Source organism: Rhodococcus sp. NPDC060176 (assembly GCF_042728675.1).
In the GTDB taxonomy this organism is placed as follows: domain Bacteria; phylum Actinomycetota; class Actinomycetes; order Mycobacteriales; family Mycobacteriaceae; genus Rhodococcus_F.
In genome coordinates this window covers 607,215-627,322 of the sequence record NZ_JBHWYS010000001.1, presented here as the reverse complement: position 1 = coordinate 627,322, position 20,108 = coordinate 607,215, and the positions used below count along the sequence as shown (strand labels likewise).

The window sequence follows — 20,108 nt, the reverse complement described above, 5'->3', positions numbered from 1 at the left end:
CATGACGACCACCGAAATCCCTCCCACCGGCGTCGACCCCGCAGATTCCGGAGCGCCACAGGTCAATCCGGCCGCCGACTGTGAAGCCAACCGCACGAAGAACTTCGCCACTCGACCGATGACCGGTGACGAGTACATCTCGAGCCTGCAGGACGGTCGCGAGATCTGGCTTCACGGTGATCGCGTCAAGGACGTCACGACGCACCCCGCGTTCCGGAATCCGATCCGCATGACCGCAAGGCTGTACGACGCTCTGCACACGGGCGAGCACGTGGACGCCTTGACCGTTCCGACGGACACGGGCAACGGCGGTGTCACCATGCCGTTCTTCCGCACTCCGACGTCCTCGGCTGATCTGCTCAAGGAACGCGACGCCATCGCGACGTGGGCACGTATGACCTACGGCTGGATGGGCCGCTCCCCCGACTACAAGGCAAGTTTCCTGGGAACCCTCCACGCCAACAAGGAGTTGTACGCACCGTTCCAGGACAACGCCGAGCGCTGGTACCGCGAATCGCAGGAGAAGGTTCTGTACTGGAACCACGCGATCATCAATCCCCCGGTGGATCGCCAACTTCCACCGGACGAAGTCGGCGACGTCTTCATGAAGGTGGAGAAGGAAACCGACGCCGGTTTGATCGTCAGCGGCGCCAAGGTGGTCGCCACCGGCTCGGCGATCACGAACTACAACTTCATCGCTCACTACGGTCTGCCGATCAAGAAGAAGCAGTTCGCCCTGATCTGCACGGTACCGATGGACGCACCGGGTGTGAAGCTGATCTGCCGCACCTCGTACACCGAACATGCTGCGGTGATGGGCAGTCCGTTCGACTACCCGTTGTCGAGCCGCATGGACGAGAACGACACCATCTTCGTCTTCGACAAGGTGCTGGTTCCGTGGGAGAACGTCTTCATGTACGGCGACGTCGACCGGATCAACGCGTTCTTCCCTCAATCGGGCTTCTTGCCGCGCTTCACCTTTCAGGGCTGCACTCGCCTGGCCGTCAAGCTCGACTTCATCGCCGGACTGTTGATGAAGGCACTCGAAGCCACCGGCGCCGGCGGCTTCCGCGGAGTCCAGACCCGAGTCGGCGAGGTGATCGGTTGGCGAAACCTCTTCTGGTCGTTGACCGAATCGATGGCACGCGATCCCGAACAGTGGGTCGGCGATTCGGTGATCCCGAAGCTCGAATACGGCCTCACCTATCGAATGTTCATGATCCAGGGGTACCCGCGGATCAAGGAAATCATCGAACAGGACGTCGCGTCGGGCCTGATCTACCTGCCTTCGAGTTCACTCGACTTCAAGAGCCCGGACGTGCGTCCCTACCTCGACAAGTACGTTCGCGGTTCCGACGGCATCACCGCCGTAGACCGCGTGAAAGTCATGAAGGCTCTGTGGGATTCGATCGGAACGGAGTTCGGCGGCCGACACGAACTCTACGAGCGCAACTACTCCGGCAATCACGAGAACGTCAAAGCGGAACTGCTGTTCGCAGCCCAGAATCGTGGACACGCAAGTTCCATGAAGGGACTGGCCGAGCAGTGCCTGAGTGAATACGACCTCGACGGCTGGACGGTCCCTGACCTCATCGGCAACGACGACGTCTCGTTCTTCAAGAACCGGTAACCCACTCGGCGACCAGGGCGGACTCGCGATGTCGAGTCCGCCCTGGTCGTCGTCTTCAGCAGGCATGGCCATCAGCAGAATTCGACGAACACTGCACCCTTGGTCAGGACTAGGCAATTGCCTAGTGTGACCCGAGACACACGATGTCAAGGTGAATTCAGTACCGGACGCAGCCCCGTCCGGAAAGCGGGTCCCACCGACTTTGTCCGACAGCCCTCGGATTTCTCGGTCGGCGCCCACTCTTATCTGGAGGACACCCATGACGGATATGTTGGACGCTGCCCCCGGCACCGACCAGTTCGCGAACATCCGCGCTGCCCTCGACGACGCGCTCGTCGAGGACCCGGAGACCGGCCGCTACCAGGTACGGCGCAGCGTCTTCACGGACAAGAAACTGTTCGAACTCGAGATGACGCACATCTTCGAGGGCAATTGGATTTACCTCGCGCACGAGAGCCAGATCCCGAACGTCGGCGACTACTTCACCACCTACATGGGCCGTCAGCCCATCGTGATCACGCGCAACAAGGACGGCGAATTAGGTGCGCTGATCAACGCATGCAGCCACCGCGGTGCGATGCTCTGTCGCCGTAAGACCGACAACCGAACCACCTTCACCTGCCCGTTCCACGGCTGGACCTTCAACAACAGTGGAAAGCTCCTCAAGGCCAAGGACGCTCGCACCGGTGGCTATCCGGAACAGTTCAACAAAGACGGCTCACACGACCTGACCAAGGTGGCTCGGTTCGAGAACTATCGCGGCTTCCTCTTCGGTAGCCTCAACCCCGACGTACTGCCGCTCGAAGAGCACCTCGGTGACACCACGAAGGTCATCGACATGATCGTCGATCAATCACCCGACGGACTCGAAGTCCTGCGCGGCGCTTCCACTTACACCTACGACGGCAACTGGAAGCTGCAGACCGAGAACGGCGCTGACGGCTATCACGTGTCCTCGACGCATTGGAACTACGCTGCTACCACCGCTCGCCGCACCGCCGGTGAATCGTCCAACGAGACCAAAGCAATGGATGCCGGCACCTGGGGCAAGCAGGGCGGTGGATACTTCTCCTACGACTACGGCCACCTCCTGCTCTGGATGTGGTGGGGCAATCCCGAGGACCGTCCACTGTTCGAACGCAAAGCGGAGCTGGAAGCTCAATTCGGTTCCAAGAAAGCCGAATTCATGGTCGGTGCGTCGAGGAACCTCTGCCTGTACCCGAACGTCTACCTCATGGATCAGTTCAGCAGCCAGATCCGGCACTTCCGTCCGATCTCCGTGGACCAGACCGAAGTCACCATCTACTGCATCGCTCCCAAGGGAGAGAGCACCGAAGCACGCAGTAACCGCATCCGTCAGTACGAGGACTTCTTCAATGCCAGCGGTATGGCCACCCCGGACGATCTCGAAGAGTTCCGTTCCTGCCAGAAGACCTACCAGGCGGCCGGCGCCCCGTGGAATGACCTCAGCCGTGGTGTCACACACCAGATTCCCGGTCCGAACGACGTCGCGAAGGATCTCGGCATGAATCGCGTGCTCTCGAGCGGAGCCAAGACCGAGGACGAAGGCTTGTATCCCATTCAGCACGGATACTGGCGCGACGCCATGCTTGCGGCCGTAGATGCCGAGCACGCCGCTTCTGCCCGGACCATCTGAGGATGTCGATCACCATGACACTAGCAACAGCCAACACCGTCACCCTCGAATCCGTGCAGCAGTTCCTCTACCGCGAAGCCCGCTATCTGGACGATCGTGAATTCGAGAAGTGGATCGAGTGCTACCACCCCGATTCCGAGTACTGGATGCCCGCCTGGGCCGACGACGGCGAGCTGACCACGGACCCGCACGCGGAGATCTCGCTCATCTACTACCCGAATCGAGGCGGAATCGAGGACCGCGTGTTCCGAATCAGGACTGACCGTTCCAGCGCGACAAGCCTTCCCGAGCCCCGCACCGGCCACAACATCACCAACGTGGAAGTGATCGACGAACGCGGCTTCGTCGTCGACGTCCGCTTCAATTGGTTCACGCTGTACTTCCGCTACAACACCGTCGACACCTACTTCGGCACCTCGCACTACACGATCGACTTCTCGGGCGAGCAGCCGTTGATCATGAAGAAGAAGGTAGTCCTAAAGAACGACTACATCCATCACGTGGTCGACATCTACCACTTCTGACACGACTTCTCTTCGAATCGAGCTGTTTCCCATGAGTATTCAAGCTGCGCCGACCTTTCAAGTAGCCCTGAGTTTCGAAGACGGCATCACCCGCTTCGTCGAATGCAACACCGACGAGACCGTCGCGGACGCGTCATACCGCGCGCGAATCAACATTCCACTCGACTGCCGTGACGGAGCTTGCGGAACCTGCAAATCACTCTGTGAGTCAGGCACTTTCGATGCGGGCGACTACATCGAGGAGGCCCTCACGGACGACGAGGCCGAGCAGGGCTACTGCCTTCCGTGCCAGATGGTGCCGGAATCTGATCTCGTGCTGCAGATTCCCACCACGTCGGCGGTCGCCAAGACCACTGCCGGTTCGTACACGTCCACGATCACCGAAATCATTCGCCATTCGGATTCGACTGTGGGTTTCACCGTCGAAGTCGACAACCGCGCAGATCTGGTCTTCCTCCCCGGTCAGTACGTGAACATCCTCGTTCCCGGAACCGAAGCGACGCGGTCGTACTCGTTCAGCACCGGCCCCGAGGTCGAGTCGGCGTCGTTCCTGGTCAAGATCACCCCGGGTGGTGTGATGTCCGAGTATCTCAGTCAGCGTGCGCAGATAGGTGACACTCTCGAACTGACCGGACCGATGGGTAGCTTCTTCCTCCGGTCAGGTCAACGGAGAGCCCTACTGCTTGCCGGCGGAACCGGCTTGGCCCCGCTGCTCTCCATACTGGAGAAGATGCGTACCGAAAGCTCCACTCGGCCCGTTCATCTGGTCTACGGCGTCAGCTCCGACACAGATCTCGTCGAACTCGACAAACTGCACGACTACGCGGAGTCTCTACCCCAGTTCACCTTCGACTACTGCGTATCCGATCCCGACAGCACAGCACCGAACAAGGGCTATGTCACGGGCTTGATCGAGCCCGATCACCTCGACGACGGCAACGTAGACGTCTACCTGTGCGGCCCGCCGCCGATGGTCGAAGCCGTACGTCTGCACTTCAAGGACGTATCGATCACACCCACGAACTTCTACTTCGAAAAGTTCAACAACGCGGCAGCACCCGCTGATTCATCGGCAGCCTCGGCCGAAGAATCAGCGGCCGACACGTACGAGATCGGTGAAGAACATCTGCCGGTCGCGGAGTCGGACGCACAGTTCGACGCGCGGATGGCACTCGAACTCGGAGCAATGGAACTCACGATCGGCCGCCTCACTCCGGCACAGTTGACGGAGTACCGCATTCTGGCGGAGAACTCGGCTACTTCCATCGACCGCGATCACTTCACGGACGCAGCGGCATTCACCGAAACCAATGCCTTGTTCCACGACTTCCTCTTCCGCTGCACCGGAAACGAAGTGCTGCTGCAGGCATACCACCGTCTCGAGGTCACACAACTGATGAACCGAGTGCTCCGCACCGCCGATTGGGTGGACGAACATGTCGCGGAGGATCACTCACGTATCGTGCGTGCATTCGAGCAGAATGATCGCGCCGCGGCCCGTGATCTGATCGTCCAGCACAGCGAACACGCCAAGTCGACGATGCACCGCGCCATCACTGACGCTCGGGAAAGTGTGGCGTCGTGAGCACGAGATTCTTCGCCGGCCGGTTCGACGACCGGGTCGTGGTCGTCACCGGAGCGGCTCAGGGGATCGGACGCAGCGTTGCCGAAAGAGTTTCCGCAGAAGGTGGTTCCGTCGCGCTTGTGGATCGAGCCGAACTGGTTCACGACATCGCGACACCGTTGGAACGTTCCCATTCGGTGACCGCGGATCTCGAGACATTCGAAGGTGCCCAGCATGCAATAGATTCCGCATTGGAGCACTTCGGACGCATCGACGCCCTGGTCAACAACGTCGGCGGCACCATCTGGGCCAAACCCTACGAGCACTACACGCCGCAGCAGGTACAAGCCGAGATCACACGATCGCTGTTCCCCACGCTCTGGACGTGCCGTGCGGTACTGCCCCATCTGATCGAGCAGGCGAGCGGCACCATCGTCAACGTCTCCTCGGTCGCCACCCGCGGCGTCAACCGTGTTCCTTACGCGGCGGCCAAGGGCGGGGTCAGCGCGATCACCGCTGCACTGGCGATGGAAGTCGCGCAGTACGGAATACGCGTCGTGGCAACCGCTCCCGGCGGAACCGAGGCGCCACCACGCGTCGTGGCACGCGGACCGGGCGCCGAGACCGACGAGGAGAAGGCCTGGTACCAGCAGATCGTCGACCAGACCGTCGACTCGTCGCTGCTCAAGCGTTACGGCACCCTGGACGAACAGGCTGCTGCTATCACTTTCCTTGCCTCCGAAGAGGCTTCGTATGTCACCGGAACGGTTCTGCCCGTCGCCGGTGGCGACCTCGGCTGAATCCAGCCTCCCCCGATTCCTGATCTCTCGAACGGAGATTCGCCATGTCCTCGATCGAACGTGGTTCCTGGGCCAGTGCCCGCCATCGCTCGTCAGTGTTGTGGGTGGTCACCATCGCCGCCATTGCCATTCTGTTCGACGGATACGACCTGGTCGTCTACGGCACGATCCTGCCGGTGCTCATGGACGACCCCAGCCACATCGGCACCTTGACCGCGTCTCAGGCCGGTGCGTTGGGTTCGTATGCACTTGTCGGAGTGATGGTCGGCGCACTGACATGTGGAGCGATCGGCGATCACTTCGGTCGCCGAAAGATGATGCTGATCAACATCATCTGGTTCTCGGTCGGAATGGCACTGGCAGCGTTCGCCACCAGCATCACCACCTTCGGTCTGCTGCGGTTCTTCACCGGCATCGGCGTCGGTGGGCTCGTCGCCACCGCCGGAGCCATGATTGCCGAGTTCGCGCCGCCGGGACGCCGCAATCTGTTCAACGCCATCGTCTACAGCGGTGTCCCGGCCGGTGGCGTCATGGCTTCCGTCCTGGCGATCGTTCTCCGCGATTCCATCGGATGGCGCGGACTGTTTCTCATCGGCGCGCTGCCGTTGGTGTTCCTATTCCCACTCGCCTGGTTCAAACTGCCGGAGTCTCCTGCGTGGCTCATTGCTCGCGGACGTGTCGAGGAAGCTCGCGCCATTTCCTCGAAGACTGGAATTCCGTTGCCTGTCGGTGCAGATCGACCCAACGATGCCGTGGCCGAGAAGGTCGGCTTCCGAGCGTTGGCGAGCAGACAATACGTCTGGGGCACCGCGCTTCTCGGCCTCATGAGCTTCGCCGGCCTCCTCCTGACCTACGGACTCAACACCTGGCTGCCCAAGATCATGGAAAACGCGGGATACAACGCGAAGGGTTCGCTCTCGTTCCTGTTGGTACTCAACGGCGGTGCCATCATCGGTGGGCTTCTCGCCTCCAAGATCGCGGATGTCACCGGTCCGCAACGGGTTGTCGCCACCACCTTCGGCCTGGCTGCACTCGCCCTGCTCCTGTTCACATTCGGGTTCCCCCTTCCCGTACTCCTCGCCTCCGTTGCCATCGCGGGTGTCGGCACCATCGGTACTCAGGTCCTGATCTACGGATTCGTGTCCAACTACTATTCGACGGCCGCTCGGGCCGCAGGTGTTGCGTGGTGCGCCGGATTCGGACGTCTGGGCGGGATATTCGGGCCACTGATCGGAGGCAGTCTGATCAGCGCAGGAATCAGTTCCGAATCGGCGTTCTACGTCTTCGCCGGCATCGCGGTGCTTGGCGCGATCGTCACCTTCTTCGTGCCGAAGCAAGCACCCGACCTGGGCGCCACTGCACTTCGATCCCATGAAGACCGTGCCGAAAAGGAAACCCGTGGTGAGCCCGGCGTTACGGTAGTCGGGTGACACTTCGCGACCTGCTGCTCGGCCGAGAACGCGAGCTTGCCGTTCTCGGCCGAGCCTTGGCCGCGGCGGAGTCAGGAGTGCCGACTCTCGTGCTGGTCGAGGGCGATGCCGGTAGCGGTAAGTCCACTCTCGTCGACCGGTTCGCCGAAATCTCCTCCGCTCATACGCTCCGTCGTGCCCGTGGGTTGGAATGGGAATCGAACACTGCCTTCGGAGTGATCGGACAACTACTCGAACGTCCGGTATCCATCTCGGACCCGGTAGCCGTTGCACACGAGATCATCGACGCAGCGAAGCAACTGACCATGATCGTCGTCGACGATGCCCATCACAGTGATGTCAGCTCGCTTCAAGCAATCACCTCCGCCCTCCATCGAGGAGGAACAGCCCCACTGCTGTTCGTCCTCGTCGCCGAGGAAACGCCGTTCCTGCGCGAGGATGTCAGGCAGATTCTCGACCTGCACTGGTCGACGCGTTTGCACATCAGCCCGCTCGACGCACCCGTCATCATCGACATCGCGCGGATGCGAAGCGGAATCGACCTCAGTTCCGGCGTCGCGCTTCAACTTCAGGACTTCACAACAGGCAACACACTCGACATCGTCTCGCTCCTCGACGAGCTGCCACCCGCCTATTGGTCCCAGTGGCACCGAACCTTGCCCGTCCCTCGTCATCGTGCGGTGGCGATCGCCGCCGCCCTCGAGGCGTGTTCGGCGGGAGCTCGAACGTTGATCGAAGCCGCAGCAGTTCTCGGACGCAGCACGACGTTGTCCCACCTTGCTCAGTTGGCCGACGTCGACGACGTGGTCGGCGCCTTGGACAGCGCCTTCGCCAGCGGCCTCCTCTCCGTCCACGAGCAGCGCGGCAGCACCGAGGTGTCACTGAGCGGTCCGATGGTGACAGCCGCCGTACACGCGGCGTTGGGACCTGCACACTTGCATCTGCTGCACACTCGAGCAGCCGAGATCGCTTGGGGAGAAGGTGAACGGCTTTTCCACCTTGCCGCTGCCAGCACCACCCACGACGAGGACCTTGCCGCCGAACTCGTTGCGTACGCATCACTACGAGCATCCGACGGCGCGTGGTCGGAAGTCGCCGACGCCATGGTCACGGCAAGCCGTCTCACCACGGCCCGAACCGAACACGAGGACCGACTACTCCGCGGAGTCGACGCGCTGACCGGATCGGGTGACATCCCCCGCGCCATGGTCTTCGTGCCGGAGATCGAGAGTATTTCGCGCGGGCCTCTCCGCGACGCCGTCCTCGGCTACCTCGCCATTCATCGAGGGCGACCGACCGAGGCTGCTGATCTGCTGACCAGAGCGTGGGACAGCTGCAGTGCGAATCGTGAGCCAGGCACCGCTGCGATGATCGCCCAACGAATGGTCCTGCATTCTCTGGCTCGGCTCGATGGCACAGCCCTCGTCGAGTGGGTGGACCGCGCAGTCGAATTGGTAGGTCCTTCTGATCCCGCAGCAGTGGAGTCAGAAGCGATCAAGGGTCTCGGGCTCGGCGCTACCGGAAGAACCGAGAATGCGCTCGCGGCATACGACGAACTGTCCGATCGCGTCCGCCCCGGAGCCCAAGCACAGCGCTTCCAGATGGGACGCGGATGGCTCGAGCTTGCGTTGGATCACCCGGAGTCCGCCAGACGCGACCTCGAAAGCGCGGTGTCCACAGAGTTTTCCAGTGGTTCGGCAAGAATCTCGCTGTGGGCACAGGCCTGGCTCGCCCGCACTCAATTCGCCCTCGGTGCCTGGGACGAAGCGCTCTCAACCGTCGAGGGCGCCGGGGCCGAGGTAGATCGGTTCGAGATCGAGATCATCCGGCCGTTGGTCCACTGGTCGGGAGCACAGATTCACGCTCTGCGCGGCAACTGGGAACTGGCTCGTGACCACGTACGACGCGCATACGCCGGCGTTCACGCCTACGAAATCATGTACGTTCCTGCACTTCTCGCCAGAGCGCAGGTTGCCGAGGCCGCCGCCGACTACGCCGAAGTCCTGGTGGCGCTGGCTCCGCTCACCTCGAGCAAGGCGCAACAATGGCTCGACGAGCCGGGCTTCTGGCCGTGGGTCGATCTCTACGCCAATGCATTGGTCATGGTCGGGCGAGTCGATGATGCCGACGCCTTTCTACAACCACACGAGCAGACCGCACGACGTCGTGAGCACCGCTCAGCTGCGGCACGTCTCGGCTACGTTCGCGGCCGGATCCACGGCGCACGGGGCGAACTCGACTCGGCAAGAAAAAGTTTCGATGCTGCATTACTCGGCATCGAGACGCTGCCGCTCCCCTACGACCGAGCCCGAATCAATTTTGCCTACGGCCAAACTCTCCGCCGGGCGGGGAAACGCGCAGAGGCCGACGTCGTCCTCCGGGCCGCCCGCGAGCTGTACCACTCGTTGGGCGCCGCTACCTACGTCGAGCGCTGCGAGCGCGAACTCCGCGCGGGCGGGTTGAACCTCTCGCGGACGGAGAAGGGAATCACCGACCTGACCCCACAAGAGCGAGCAGTCGCCGACCTTGTCGCAGCGGGCAAGTCCAACAAGGAAGCTGCCGGCGAATTGTTCCTCTCCGTCAAGACCATTCAATATCACCTCACGCGCGCGTACGCGAAACTCGGACTGCGATCACGGAGCGAACTCGCGGCTTTGTTCCGCGACCGGGGGCTTTCGGGTCCGCATCAGGAGCACTGAGAACATGTCGGACACTGCGACGACCACGCCCGTTCGCGTCGTCACCGAGCCACTCCCCCAACCGCTCTACGGCCCGAAGCGGGTCTTACGCGACTTCAGCGGAACGTCCATTGCCAACGGAATCATCGGCATCGTCTTCTCTGCCACCGGACCGGTAGCTGTCATTCTCGCTGCAGGGTTGGCGGGTGGACTGAGTCAAGCTCAATTAGCCTCTTGGCTTTTCGGTGCCTTCTTCGTCAACGGCATTCTCACCATCACGGCGTCCTGGCTGTACCGGCAGCCGCTGGCCTTCTTCTGGACGATTCCCGGAACCGTTGTCGTCGGAGCGTCGTTGGAGCATTTGCCGTGGGAGCAAGTGCTCGGAGCGTTCTTCGCGACCGGCGCCCTGATCTTGCTGTTGGGATTGACAGGGTGGGTCACACCGATCATGGCCGCATTACCCATGCCCATCGTAATGGCAATGGTGGCAGGAGTTTTCCTTCATTTCGGAACCGATTTGGTCGAAGCGCCCGCCCACGACGCGGTGATCGCACTGCCGATGATCGCCACCTTTGTCGCCCTGAGCGTGTTCGCCAAGTTGGGAAGATTCGTTCCGCCCGTTCTCGGCGCGTTGATGGTCGGTGTAGTCGTGATACTCGCGACCGGAAGATTCAACTCCGCCGGCGACGCTCATGAGTGGCTGGCGCATCCGATGCTGACCACGCCCACCTGGTCTTGGCAGGCGATGATCGAACTGGTTGTACCGCTGACGATCACAGTCGTCGTCGTGCAGAACGGCCAAGGAATCGCAGTCCTCCGAGCAGCGGGTCATCAACCGCCGATCGGGACAGCAACGGTTGCCTGCGGCGTGTTCTCTCTCGTGAACGCGGCGGTGGGTTGTGTGTCGACGTGCCTGACCGGGCCGACGAACGCATTGCTCACGGCGTCGGGAGAGCGGACACGCCAGTACACCGCCGGAATCTTCTGCGGCTTACTCGCCGTCGTCTTCGGACTGTTCGCCCCGACGTTCGTCGCGATGATGTTGGGAACTCCGATTGCGTTCATCGTCACTCTTGGTGGTCTGGCCATGCTCAAGGCCTTACAGGGAGCCTTCGTCACCGCATTCGGCGGGAAATTCACCTTCGGCGCTTTGATCGCGTTTCTCGTGACGATCTCCGACATCGAACTACTCAATATCGGCGCCGCTTTCTGGGGACTCGTGTTCGGGGTCATCGTCTCGCGCTTGCTCGAGCGTGGTGACTACACCTGACATGCGAACATTCGCATACACGACTTTGACAATCATTTACATTAAGCAGTAGATCTATACCCATGCACCTCAACACCCGCATGTCGCGGCGCCTCACCCTTGCCACATCAGTAGGCCTCTCGCTCGCCCTCGTTACGGGCTGCTCGTCCGACAACAAGGACTCCGCCCAGTCCGAAACCACGACCACGACGTCGGCCGCACCCACCGAACAGGCCTCGGCAACACCACGTCTCGCCGTGTCGTACGACGGCGGCGTCCTGGTGCTGGATGCAACTTCCCTCGACGTGGTCGGCGAGACCGAGATCGACGGCTTCACCCGACTCAACCCGGCCGGCGACGGTCGCCATGTCATGATCTCTGCCGGCGAAGCGTTCAAGGTGCTCGACACCGGCACGTGGTCTTCGGCCCACGGTGACCATTCTCATTACTACACAGCCGATCCCGCGATGTCCGAGGTCGAGTTCGCAGCCAACGAGCCCGGACACGTCGTGCGCCATGCCGGAAAGACCGTCCTCTTCAACGACGGCTCGGGACTGGTCGAGATCTTCGACCCGATTCAGCTGGCAAAACGTCAACCTCGCGTCGAGACGTACACCACCCCGGAACCCCATCACGGTGTTGCCGTCGCACTTGCCGACGGAAGCCTGTTGACGACAATCGGAAATTCGGAGTCCCGCAACGGCATAGCTGTCCTCGATGCCGACCGCAAGGAAATCCTGCGCAACGAACAGTGCCCCGGTGTCCACGGCGAAGCAGTCGCTGCCGGCGAAGCCATCGTGCTGGGCTGCCAGGACGGGTTGCTCGTGTACAAGAACGGAGCGATCACCAAGGTGCAGAGCCCCGATGCTTACGGCCGCATCGGCAACCAGGCCGGCTCCGAGGAGTCGGACATCGTGCTGGGTGATTACAAGACTGACAAGGATGCCGAACTCGAACGTCCGCAACGGGTCTCGCTGACCAACACGACGACGTCCGAACTCAAGCTCGTCGACCTCGGCACCAGCTACACCTTCCGCTCACTCGGCCGCGGACCGCATGGCGAGGCACTGGTGCTCGGCACCGACGGCGCCATCCATGTCATCGACCCGAACACCGGCGTCGTCACCAAGAAGATCGCCGTTATCGACGCATGGACCGAGCCCACCAAGTGGCAGGAGCCCAGGCCGGCACTCTTCGTGGAAGACCACACTGCATACGTCACCGATCCCACGTCGAAGAAGCTGATCGCAGTCGACCTCGAGGACGGCAGCATCCTGACCGAGACCACCCTCGATCACGCCCCGAACGAATTGACCGGCGTAACCGGCTGATTCCCACCCTCGCTTCGGTTCGCACTCGTCGCGACTCGCGAGACCGGTCCGGCGCAGCCGAAAGTTTCCGCCACTATGGTGGACCGATGTCGTCGATCAAACAGTTCCAAGTCACCTTCGACTGCGCAGAACCTGAGCGCGTTGCTCGTTTCTGGTGTGAGGTGCTGGGATACGAGCATCAAGGTTCTGGATGCGTTGACCCCTCAGGCATAGGTCCACGCCTGTTCTTCCAACGGGTTCCCGAAGGCAAGGTTGTCAAGAATCGGCTGCATCTCGACGTCCGAGTCGGCATCGGACTTGTAGGTGAGGAGCGTGTAGCCGCACTCGAGGCCGAATGCACACGGTTAGTCGCGTTCGGCGCTGTACGTGTGCGGCTACTGCGTGCCGATGGGTACAACGAGTCGTGCCTTGTCATGCAGGACGTCGAAGGCAACGAGTTCTGTCTCGATTGAGTGGCTGTGAGCATGGGACGTCGGCGAGTCGACCGACGAGTCCTACCGCGGGGCACGACTGACGACGACGCAGTTCAATGCGTGGAATAACTTTCCATGGACGTTCGTTGTAGATGCTGTCGGTGTTCGATTCTCTGCCCCGGGTACCACCCCAGATATGCCGCTTCGAGCGGCCACTTGCCGAGAGGCGCAAGACGGGCACCGACGCGCTGGAGTCGCCGGCCACCTATCAGGTGCCGGCGGCTTCGTCGTGTTCAGGGCTGGAACTCGGTTCCGTGACACTCGAGGTCCAACACCTCGACCGTCGAATGTGCAGTAGCCGAAGACGTGGATGGGAGGTCCTCGCATACTGCTCTGCAGCAACCTGTTTATCATCGCGATTTGGTACGTCGTGGCTCGCCGGTGTCCGCACCGATAGAGTCCATGCCATTAGAGTCCATGCCATGGACGCCCTTTCACAGTCCGAACGGGAGATTTCGCTAGAGACCGATCGACTGCTTCTGCGGCCGCTCCGTGTGCCTGATGCCGCTGTCTTACGTGAGCTCTGGGTTGAGCGCGATCCTCGTGTCCCACCGCATCGTCGGATCGATTCCGATGGTCGACCCACCGTCGGAGACATCGAGGACCAGATCCGCTGTCGCTCAAACCAACCCGGTCTATTGGCGATGGAGCGTAAAGGATCCCATGACGTCATTGGCTACTGCGGCCTGATCGAGACTGACCACGGATCTGACGGAGAGCCTGAACTGGCATTCGAATTGCTCCGTAGGGCATGGCGTCAGGGATATGCGACTGAGGCCTCGTGGGCGGTAATCCAATGGGCGCAGGCATCAGGCTATCGACGTCTGTGGGCCACAGTCCGTGACTGGAACGGCGCTTCTCGCCATGTGCTGGCAAAACTCGAATTCGTCGAGACCGACCGTGCAGAGCCTCACGAAATCCACGGGGACCTACTGTTCACGACAAAGGCACTGTGACTGCCTCGGCTACACACAACTCGATGCCGCAATGACGAAGGTGCCGCGACGCGGTGACACGGCACGCGCGCCGCAGCACGGGGAGTAGCTAGGCCGGGTTTTCACCGGCGGCGACGTCGAGGATCCACGTCACCCCGAACGCGTCGGTGAGCATGCCGAAACCGGGGCTCCACGCCGCCGCGGCAAGACCCTCGACGATGGAGCCACCGACAGAGAGTTTGGCCCAGTAACTCTGCACCTCTTCGAGGGTTGCACCGCGAACGGAGACGAAGAACGGTCGGTCGGTGATCGTCGTGCCGTTCTCGCGGTGTGTCGAGCCTGCGTTGCCGGCAGAGCCGCCCGACTGTCCGGGGATGTCGTATGCCATCACGCAGAAGCCGTCCGCGGTCTCGACCTGGCCGAACACGACCTTCTCAGCGCCGGGCACCTCCTTGGGCATGCCGAAGTCGCCGTAGGTCGCGATCGTGACCTGGCCACCGAAGACGGACTGGTAGAACTCCAGAGCCGCGCGGGCGTCTCCGCGGAAGTTGAGGTGGGTCGTTGTCTTGATGCTCATGTCTGCTCCTGGTACGAACGTCGCCCGGGTTTTCCCTGACAACGTCGACTCTCACAGCCGTATAGGACTGTTTTCGTCCTAGACTCGTCGTAGTCTCACGACATGGCGACCACCACTCGGCTCCTGAATCTGCTCTCCCTCTTGCAGACCAGACGCGACTGGCCGGGCGCCCTACTCGCCGAGCGGCTCGACATCAGCCACCGCACGGTCCGCCGCGACATCGACCGGCTCCGGGAGATGGGTTACAGCATTGCGGCGACCATGGGCCCGGACGGCGGATACCGACTCGACGCCGGCAGCGAGCTACCACCCCTGCTGTTCGACGACGATCAGGTCATCGCCTTGGCAGTCGCTCTGCAGGCGGCGACGCTGACCGGCGTCGGCATCGAAGAGGACGCAGTGCGTGCGCTGACCACCGTGCGGCAAGTGATGCCGTCGCGTCTGCGTCATCGCCTCGACGCACTCACGTTCACCACGATTTCGACCGATTCCAGCGACGCAGACTCGGTGTCCCCGGAGGTGCTCGTAGCGATTTCCGCAGCGGTGCGCGCTCGCGAGGTGCTCCGCTTCGACTACTCGAACGGCCGCTCAACCGACAACATCGAAATAACGCCCCCACGCCGCGTTCAGCCACATCATCTGGTGACCTCCAAGCATCGCTGGTACCTCGTCGCGTGGGATCTCGAGCGAGACGACTGGCGAATCTTTCGTGCCGATCGCATCACCCCACGCACCCCGAACGGCCCGCGGTTCACACCGAAGGAAATCCCCGGCGGCGACGTCAGCGAATACGTGTCCGCGCGCTTCAAAGGATCGGAACATATCAATAGATGGCCGTGCCACGGCAAGGTCGTTCTCCATCGACCAGCCAGTTATGTTCTTCCCTTTGTCGGGGACGGCATCGTCGAAGATCTTGGCCCCGAGCAGTGCGGTCTCGAAGCCGGATCATGGTCTTGGACGGCGCTGGCAGCCTCCTTCAACCGATTCGACACCGACATCGATGTCGTCGGCCCGGCAGAACTTACCCACGCTTTCGCGCAACTCGCCGCCCGCAACGCCGCGACTGCTGCGAGTTAGTCAGGCGTCTCGAATGAGATCCAGGTCTCCAACACAACCGTGCGCCCGCGGGTTCGTGATAGCTTTCAAGTCCTCAGAGGACCTGAGGACTTGAAGACCTGAACGAAGGGATGCCCAAGGAGATGAAGAAGGGGCAAGTTGCATTTCTCACCGGCACACACGTCGTGAACGATCTGTACCAGGGGGCTGTGCCTGCACTACTGCCATTCATGATGCTCGAACGCGGATATTCCTACTCCGCCGTCGCCGGAATCACGCTCGCAGCGACCGGCCTGTCCAGTGTCGTGCAACCCGCATTCGGCATGCTTGTCGATCGAAAGAGCCGAAATTGGCTGGTACCCACGGGATTTGTGACGGCCGCAGCAGGAATTGTCGTGGCAGCGATGAGCACCACATACATCGTCACTTGGCTGGCAATTGCCGTGGCAGGCATCGGCATCGCCGCATACCATCCGCCCGCCACAAATTTGGCACGCGCGGCTGGAGGTCATTCGCAGAAAGCCATGAGCGTGTTCTCCGTGGGCGGCACGTTGGGCGCCTCGCTGGCACCACCGTTTGTCACGCTCGTCGTTGGTTCACTCGGATTGTCCGGCGGCTACCTACTCGCAGTTCCTGCAGTGGTGGCGGCTATTTGGTGGATGGTCGCCCAGTCGCGATCGGTCAACACGGGTGAGGCCGAGTCAGCCCAGTCACTGAGTGCGCAACTGGCAGCGAACGGTCCCGTGTCAGACGATTGGCGCTCGTTCACCCGACTCGTGCTGGTAACGGTCTGTTGGTCGATTCCGTACGTGACCACACTGTCGTTGGTCTCACCGTACGTGCTCAACGGACTGAACGGCTCGTCCTCGAGTGCAGCAATCGTGTTGTCCTCCTTCACATTGGCAGGAGCGGCCGGAACGCTACTGGGTGGAGTCCTCGCGGACCGTCGTGGTCGACGCGCATCCATCCGACTCGGCTACCTGCTTGCGGTACCTTCACTGGCACTGCTCGCTGCCGCCCCGCACGTTGCGATTGCCGAACTGGGAATCGTCTGCCTCGGATTCGCGATGTTCCTGCCCTTCGCGCCACAGGTGACGTTGGCTCAGGACTACCTACCGAATCGCCCCGGTACAGCAAGTGGGGTGACGCTCGGACTCGCGATGTCCGTGGGAGGCATCGCATCTCCGCTGTTCGGCTACCTGGCAGATCACTTCGGACCGCGCATGGCGATCGGGGCGACAACTGCAGTGCTGTTCGTCGGCGCCGTCATCGCATTCACCTTGCGCGATCGACGCCTCGACCCGGAAGACGAGACGGAGCGCGAACTGGACGTCATCGCCCTTCGATAAACCAAAAGACGGCCCCGTAGTCTGAAGATTCATCGGAGGACATGAAGTATTACTCGGTGAGCCGCTCCATTGCGGTTCACCGAGTCAGTCAGGAGCAGTCACATGGCAGTGCGCCAGGTCAAGCAGCAGTCGCTGGTACAGAAAGCCGCAGACGAACTTGCGCGCCTCATCGGCGACGGCGAGTGGCCGGTCGGGACGAAAATCCCGAACGAGCAGGATCTGAGCACACTCCTCGGAGTCGGGCGTTCGACCGGCAGGGAAGCCGTGCGTGCACTGATCGCGTCGGGACAGCTCTACTCTCATCAAGGATCCGGCACCTACGTCATGTCCTCGACTCCGGTCACAGAACTCGAGCGAGAACTCAAACGCTCGGACCGCCGCGAAGTCTACGAAGTACGCAGACTTCTGGAGGTGGAAGCGGGCCGTCTGGCTGCCATGCGTCGGACCTCTGCCGACGTCGACCTGTTACGAGCAGCACTCGAAGCCCGTGAAAATGCTTCGACACCAACAGAATTCGTCGATGCTGACATGGAACTACATCGCGCCGTGGTGAATGCTGCGCACAACAGCGTGTTGTCGATGGTGTTCGATTCATTCATCGAAACGCTCCGAAACTCGGCCCTGGACGTGATCACCGACGTCACGGCACGAAACCCCCAATCCATCGACGACGAAGCCGCTGCCCACCGAGATCTGGTGGAAGCAATCGTCGCGGGTGATGCCGACGCTGCCAGCGCGGCAACGCGCAGGAACATGGACGGGCTCGACTGACCCTCTCTATCGTTGTCAGGCATGACGTCCACATCGCTCCCTCCACGGGGTCTTCGGATCGGTCTGTCCGCCATCGCGTGGCTAAACCTGCTCTTTGCGCTCGTAGGAATGGCGGGCTTGACGATCGGCGGCGGGATGGGCCTGCCTCCGGAGTGGATCGAGGGAACCGTCTTTCCTTCATATTTCTGGCCCGGAATCCTCCTCGGCGTTGTCGTCGGAGGCATCCAGGCCGCCGCGCTCTTCGCTCAGCACAACAGGTTCCGCCTGGCATGGGGCCTGCACGCCGCCGCCGGCCTGACGATGATGATTTGGATCTTCGTCGAGATCGCCATCGTTCTCGCCTGGTCGCCGCTGCAAGGCATCTTCTTCACCACCGGACTCGTACAGACGATCCTCGCCGTCCTTGCACTCGGCGCCTGGCCCCGCCCCTTCCTTCAACGAACCGAAAATTGACGGAATCTGCTCGCGAACAACAGAATCGCTACGGCCGGGCCCACCTCACCTTCCCGAAAAGCTCTTGACTCGAAAGTTTGTTCGAGTAAGATGGAAGGTGGAACGGGGGGTTCTCATGACGATCAACATCACCGACGACGCTGTCACCGGCGAAGATGCTGTCGCCGACGTGGTCAACAGCTCCGCAGTGGGTGTGCGCGCACGATTGTGGCGGCTACACCCCACCGACGTCCGCGAGATCGCCATCGCTGCATCAGCGGAAATCCTTCGCCTGGAAGCCATTCGAGTAGCCGCCCTCGACACCTTGACGTTGAACCCCGACGAACAAGTGCTCTGCTACCGCGGCACCGGAGAATGGCTCGCACACCACACCATGCTGCAAATCCCCGCCGGCAGAAGAATCGCAGCCCTGGGAAAAGCCCTACGATCATTTCCCGAGATCGAGAACCAATTCGACACCGGTGACCTCACTTTCGAACACGCAGCACTGATCGTGGCATTCTGCGAATCCCCACCCAAGGCAATGCCCGACGCCGCACTACCGTACTGCCGCGACACACTCCTCGCCGCAGCATCCGGAACCGAAGCAACCACCGTCAAACTGCGCTACGCCATCAGCGTCCTCGAGCACATGTTCGAATCCGACGACCCACCACCAAGCGAAGACACCGACCGCAACGAACTCCGCATCTCCCCGACCCTCAACGGAAGAGTCGCCGTCCGAGGCGATTTCGACGGTGTAACCGGCGAAATGCTTCTCTCCGCCCTCTCCAACCTCTCCATGCCCACCCCCGCCACAGACGGCACACCCGACAAACGATCCGCCGCCACACGCAACGCCGACGCCATGGCAGAACTGATCCGGCGCTACCTCGACAACGCGGCCACCGGCATCGACGGCGGCCAACGCCCGCACCTGAACGTGCACATCAACGCCAAAGACTTAGCGCTCCATCGTGAATGCGCCTCCACCGCAGGCCACTCAACAGGCGATGCCTCGACGTCCGACGGTGACGACCTCGACACCCTAGACCTTGGCATGCCGGATCTCGACATGCAAGATCTCGACAGGCAAGATCTCGACAGGCAAGATCTCGATGTCGGCCACATGCCCTGGATGGGGCCACTGAGCGTCGGCCGCACCCGCATGATCGCCTGCGACTGCATGCTCTCTACCGTCCTCCTCGACGAGAACGGCGCCCCACTCGACGCCAGCCCACTGAAAAGGCTTGTCACCGCGGCACAACGAACCGCCCTGATCGCCCGAGACAAAGGGTGCGCCTTCCCCGGCTGCGACTGCGTCCCAGCCTGGACCGACGCACACCACATCAAACACTGGGCCAAAGGAGGACCGACAGTCATGGACAACCTGGTCCTACTCTGCCGATCCCACCACACCCTGATGCACCGAAAACCCGGATACACCGGGCAATGGGAAATCCGAATGGGCACCGATCACCTTCCCTGGTTCATCCCACCACCGGGCATCGACCCGGACCAGAAACCCCGCCGCTCCACCACACGACTCTGAACCCGGAGGTCACCGAGCAAACGCCTCGGTGACCCATTCCGGCGTGCTTCGATAGCCGAAAAGACGGCGCGGCGTTCGCTATTGCTAGCGTTGAGGATGT

Annotated in this window: 17 protein-coding genes; 16 read left to right on the top strand and 1 reads right to left on the bottom strand. The window is 61.8% G+C overall.

What is annotated here, in order from left to right:
- Nucleotide 1 precedes the first annotated feature (1 nt).
- The 11 genes from ACFWEM_RS02895 to ACFWEM_RS02845 all read left to right on the top strand — a co-directional run bounded on the left by ACFWEM_RS02895 (nucleotide 2) and on the right by ACFWEM_RS02845 (nucleotide 14,292).
- The gene (locus ACFWEM_RS02895) at nucleotides 2–1,630 is read left to right on the top strand and encodes a 4-hydroxyphenylacetate 3-hydroxylase family protein (protein WP_003939685.1); all 1,629 of its coding nucleotides are present in this window, start codon (nucleotides 2–4) and stop codon (nucleotides 1,628–1,630) included.
- Between the two features lie 259 nt (nucleotides 1,631–1,889).
- Complete coding sequence (benA, locus tag ACFWEM_RS02890; protein ID WP_378530993.1) at nucleotides 1,890–3,287, top strand: benzoate 1,2-dioxygenase large subunit; 1,398 nt, start codon at nucleotides 1,890–1,892, stop codon at nucleotides 3,285–3,287.
- 14 nt (nucleotides 3,288–3,301) lie between these two features.
- Nucleotides 3,302–3,811 carry a benzoate 1,2-dioxygenase small subunit gene (benB, locus tag ACFWEM_RS02885; protein ID WP_378530991.1) on the top strand — a complete coding sequence of 170 codons (510 nt, stop codon included), beginning with the start codon at nucleotides 3,302–3,304 and terminating at the stop codon, nucleotides 3,809–3,811.
- Nucleotides 3,812–3,842: 31 nt separating this feature from the next.
- On the top strand, nucleotides 3,843–5,396 hold the full coding sequence (gene benC / locus ACFWEM_RS02880) for a benzoate 1,2-dioxygenase electron transfer component BenC (protein ID WP_378530989.1): 1,554 nt from the start codon (nucleotides 3,843–3,845) through the stop codon (nucleotides 5,394–5,396).
- Nucleotides 5,393–6,175 (top strand): 1,6-dihydroxycyclohexa-2,4-diene-1-carboxylate dehydrogenase, encoded by a 783-nt coding sequence (locus ACFWEM_RS02875; RefSeq protein WP_378530987.1) that lies wholly within the window; start codon nucleotides 5,393–5,395, stop codon nucleotides 6,173–6,175. The genes benC and ACFWEM_RS02875 overlap by 4 nt, the downstream gene beginning before the upstream one ends.
- Nucleotides 6,176–6,219: 44 nt before the next feature.
- Entirely contained in the window at nucleotides 6,220–7,605 is a 1,386-nt protein-coding gene (locus ACFWEM_RS02870) for an MFS transporter (RefSeq protein ID WP_378530985.1), read from the top strand.
- Entirely contained in the window at nucleotides 7,602–10,304 is a 2,703-nt protein-coding gene (locus tag ACFWEM_RS02865; protein WP_378530983.1) for a LuxR C-terminal-related transcriptional regulator, read from the top strand. Before ACFWEM_RS02870 ends, ACFWEM_RS02865 begins: the two co-directional genes overlap by 4 nt.
- A 4-nt stretch (nucleotides 10,305–10,308) precedes the next feature.
- Nucleotides 10,309–11,553 (top strand): benzoate/H(+) symporter BenE family transporter, encoded by a 1,245-nt coding sequence (locus ACFWEM_RS02860; protein WP_378530981.1) that lies wholly within the window; start codon nucleotides 10,309–10,311, stop codon nucleotides 11,551–11,553.
- 62 nt (nucleotides 11,554–11,615) lie between these two features.
- Complete coding sequence (gene aztD, locus ACFWEM_RS02855) at nucleotides 11,616–12,863, top strand: zinc metallochaperone AztD (RefSeq protein ID WP_378530979.1); 1,248 nt, start codon at nucleotides 11,616–11,618, stop codon at nucleotides 12,861–12,863.
- 86 nt (nucleotides 12,864–12,949) lie between these two features.
- Nucleotides 12,950–13,315 (top strand): VOC family protein, encoded by a 366-nt coding sequence (locus ACFWEM_RS02850; protein WP_378530977.1) that lies wholly within the window; start codon nucleotides 12,950–12,952, stop codon nucleotides 13,313–13,315.
- Nucleotides 13,316–13,758: 443 nt separating this feature from the next.
- Entirely contained in the window at nucleotides 13,759–14,292 is a 534-nt protein-coding gene (locus ACFWEM_RS02845) for a GNAT family N-acetyltransferase (protein WP_378530975.1), read from the top strand.
- Between the two features lie 88 nt (nucleotides 14,293–14,380).
- Here ACFWEM_RS02845 and ACFWEM_RS02840 read toward each other — a convergent pair whose 3' ends face one another.
- Nucleotides 14,381–14,848: a VOC family protein gene (locus ACFWEM_RS02840; protein ID WP_378530973.1), complete on the bottom strand. Its 468-nt coding sequence runs from the start codon at nucleotides 14,846–14,848 to the stop codon at nucleotides 14,381–14,383.
- A gap of 102 nt (nucleotides 14,849–14,950) precedes the next feature.
- Here ACFWEM_RS02840 and ACFWEM_RS02835 point away from each other — a divergent pair, with 102 nt between their 5' ends.
- From ACFWEM_RS02835 to ACFWEM_RS02815, 5 genes are all read left to right on the top strand, one after another.
- The gene (locus ACFWEM_RS02835; RefSeq protein WP_378530971.1) at nucleotides 14,951–15,925 is read left to right on the top strand and encodes a helix-turn-helix transcriptional regulator; all 975 of its coding nucleotides are present in this window, start codon (nucleotides 14,951–14,953) and stop codon (nucleotides 15,923–15,925) included.
- A gap of 110 nt (nucleotides 15,926–16,035) precedes the next feature.
- On the top strand, nucleotides 16,036–17,253 hold the full coding sequence (locus tag ACFWEM_RS02830) for an MFS transporter (RefSeq protein ID WP_378530969.1): 1,218 nt from the start codon (nucleotides 16,036–16,038) through the stop codon (nucleotides 17,251–17,253).
- Between the two features lie 102 nt (nucleotides 17,254–17,355).
- Nucleotides 17,356–18,024 (top strand): FadR/GntR family transcriptional regulator, encoded by a 669-nt coding sequence (locus ACFWEM_RS02825; protein WP_020909393.1) that lies wholly within the window; start codon nucleotides 17,356–17,358, stop codon nucleotides 18,022–18,024.
- A gap of 21 nt (nucleotides 18,025–18,045) precedes the next feature.
- Nucleotides 18,046–18,477, top strand: coding sequence for a hypothetical protein (locus ACFWEM_RS02820; protein WP_378530966.1), 432 nt, complete (start codon nucleotides 18,046–18,048; stop codon nucleotides 18,475–18,477).
- Between the two features lie 115 nt (nucleotides 18,478–18,592).
- Nucleotides 18,593–20,008: a DUF222 domain-containing protein gene (locus tag ACFWEM_RS02815; protein ID WP_378530964.1), complete on the top strand. Its 1,416-nt coding sequence runs from the start codon at nucleotides 18,593–18,595 to the stop codon at nucleotides 20,006–20,008.
- Nucleotides 20,009–20,108 lie beyond the last annotated feature (100 nt).

What these genes read in the sequence shown, in the direction of transcription:
- benA (WP_378530993.1), top strand. Translation starts at nt 1,890, where the DNA reads ATGACGGATATGTTGGACGCTGCCCCCGGCACCGACCAGTTCGCGAAC.
- ACFWEM_RS02820 (WP_378530966.1), top strand. Translation starts at nt 18,046, where the DNA reads ATGACGTCCACATCGCTCCCTCCACGGGGTCTTCGGATCGGTCTGTCC.
- ACFWEM_RS02860 (WP_378530981.1), top strand. Translation starts at nt 10,309, where the DNA reads ATGTCGGACACTGCGACGACCACGCCCGTTCGCGTCGTCACCGAGCCA.
- benB (WP_378530991.1), top strand. Translation starts at nt 3,302, where the DNA reads ATGACACTAGCAACAGCCAACACCGTCACCCTCGAATCCGTGCAGCAG.
- benC (WP_378530989.1), top strand. Translation starts at nt 3,843, where the DNA reads ATGAGTATTCAAGCTGCGCCGACCTTTCAAGTAGCCCTGAGTTTCGAA.
- ACFWEM_RS02835 (WP_378530971.1), top strand. Translation starts at nt 14,951, where the DNA reads ATGGCGACCACCACTCGGCTCCTGAATCTGCTCTCCCTCTTGCAGACC.
- ACFWEM_RS02870 (WP_378530985.1), top strand. Translation starts at nt 6,220, where the DNA reads ATGTCCTCGATCGAACGTGGTTCCTGGGCCAGTGCCCGCCATCGCTCG.
- ACFWEM_RS02895 (WP_003939685.1), top strand. Translation starts at nt 2, where the DNA reads ATGACGACCACCGAAATCCCTCCCACCGGCGTCGACCCCGCAGATTCC.
- ACFWEM_RS02850 (WP_378530977.1), top strand. Translation starts at nt 12,950, where the DNA reads ATGTCGTCGATCAAACAGTTCCAAGTCACCTTCGACTGCGCAGAACCT.
- ACFWEM_RS02815 (WP_378530964.1), top strand. Translation starts at nt 18,593, where the DNA reads ATGACGATCAACATCACCGACGACGCTGTCACCGGCGAAGATGCTGTC.
- ACFWEM_RS02830 (WP_378530969.1), top strand. Translation starts at nt 16,036, where the DNA reads ATGCCCAAGGAGATGAAGAAGGGGCAAGTTGCATTTCTCACCGGCACA.
- ACFWEM_RS02845 (WP_378530975.1), top strand. Translation starts at nt 13,759, where the DNA reads ATGGACGCCCTTTCACAGTCCGAACGGGAGATTTCGCTAGAGACCGAT.
- ACFWEM_RS02825 (WP_020909393.1), top strand. Translation starts at nt 17,356, where the DNA reads ATGGCAGTGCGCCAGGTCAAGCAGCAGTCGCTGGTACAGAAAGCCGCA.
- ACFWEM_RS02840 (WP_378530973.1), bottom strand. Translation starts at nt 14,848, where the DNA reads ATGAGCATCAAGACAACGACCCACCTCAACTTCCGCGGAGACGCCCGC.
- aztD (WP_378530979.1), top strand. Translation starts at nt 11,616, where the DNA reads ATGCACCTCAACACCCGCATGTCGCGGCGCCTCACCCTTGCCACATCA.